At 65.7% G+C, this 1,163-nt stretch carries 1 protein-coding gene; it reads right to left on the reverse strand.

From position 1 onward, the window contains the following. Positions 1-8: 8 nt before the first annotated feature. On the reverse strand, positions 9-1,085 hold the full coding sequence (locus tag NBH12_RS10800) for an IS30 family transposase (protein WP_052792187.1): 1,077 nt from the start codon (positions 1,083-1,085) through the stop codon (positions 9-11). Positions 1,086-1,163 lie beyond the last annotated feature (78 nt).

Raw genomic sequence — 1,163 nt, forward strand, 5'->3', positions numbered from 1 at the left:
CCCGATGTCTATTTAGAAGTACAACACCCTTGTTGGTCCTGTAATTCTAACAGTTCGTCGGCGAACGCCTCGGCGGGCGTGCGGTAGCCGAGCACGCGCATGGGGCGGTTGTTGATCTCGTCGACGATCTCCCTGACCTCCTTTGCCATGTCCATCCGTATCTCGCAGCGTTTGGGCAGATACCGGCGGATCATGCCGTTGCGGTTCTCGTTGCTTCCCCGCTGCCAGCTGGAGTACGGGTCGGCGAAGTACGTGGCCATGCCCAGCCCGTCGCGCAGCCTTTCGTGGTGGGCGAACTCGGTGCCGTTGTCGTGCGTGACGCTGACGCGCGCGCCGGCCGGCAGCGGCGAGAACATGTCCAGCTGCGCCCCGACGCTCTCGCCGGCGGTCTTGTCCGGAACGACGCGGGCCATGAGGAACCTGGTCCTCCTCTCCACCTCGGTGTGCAGGTTGCATCCCACTCCGATGACGCTGTCGGCCTCCCAATGGCCGAACGCGCTCCTGCCGTCGGCCTCCGGCGGGCGTTCGGAGATGGGCACTCGGCCGGGGATCGGGAAACGCGACGTCCTCCTGCCGCCGTGCCTGCGGCGCCGCCTGTGCCCTCGCGGCAGGCACCGCGCCCAGCGTTCCCGAAGCGGCCTGCTGGAGTAGACCCATCGGTAGATGGTCTCCGGGCACACGCGCATGAGCGCATCGTCCGGCCACAGGACGCGCAGCCTGCCGCTGATGAGCAGCGGCGACCAGCCGCGGCCCAGCCATTCGGCCACCTGCGCCCACAGGCGGTCGTGCGACAGCCGGTAGGGCTTTCGTGGCTTGGATCTCCTGCGGTCGGCCTTGCGCTGCGCGGGCCCGGCTATGTAGTAGCGGCCGGTCCATGGCCCCGCCTTCAGTCTTCTCGGCCGGTACGGGCGGTACGACTCGTTCTCGTTGGACGGGAACCATGTGTTGCGCTTGATCTCCCGGCTGATGCTGGACGGGCTGCGGCCCAGCATCGCGCCGATCCCGCGTATGCTGGCGCCGTTGCCTACCTCGATCTGGATGACCTGGCGTTCCTCTTCCGACAGGTGCGAATATACTTCTCCCATAGGTGCGACATCCCTTCGGACTGGTTTTCTAGGCAATTTCCAATCTAACGGGTGTTGCACTTTCATTTAGACAACGGG

Source organism: Bifidobacterium sp. M3-N-101 (genome assembly GCF_023656805.1).
GTDB classification, from domain to species: Bacteria; Actinomycetota; Actinomycetes; order Actinomycetales; family Bifidobacteriaceae; genus Bifidobacterium; species Bifidobacterium breve.

Bases quoted from the DNA above. Each gene is read 5' to 3' on its own strand.
- NBH12_RS10800 (WP_052792187.1), bottom strand. From the start codon at position 1,085: ATGGGAGAAGTATATTCGCACCTGTCGGAAGAGGAACGCCAGGTCATC.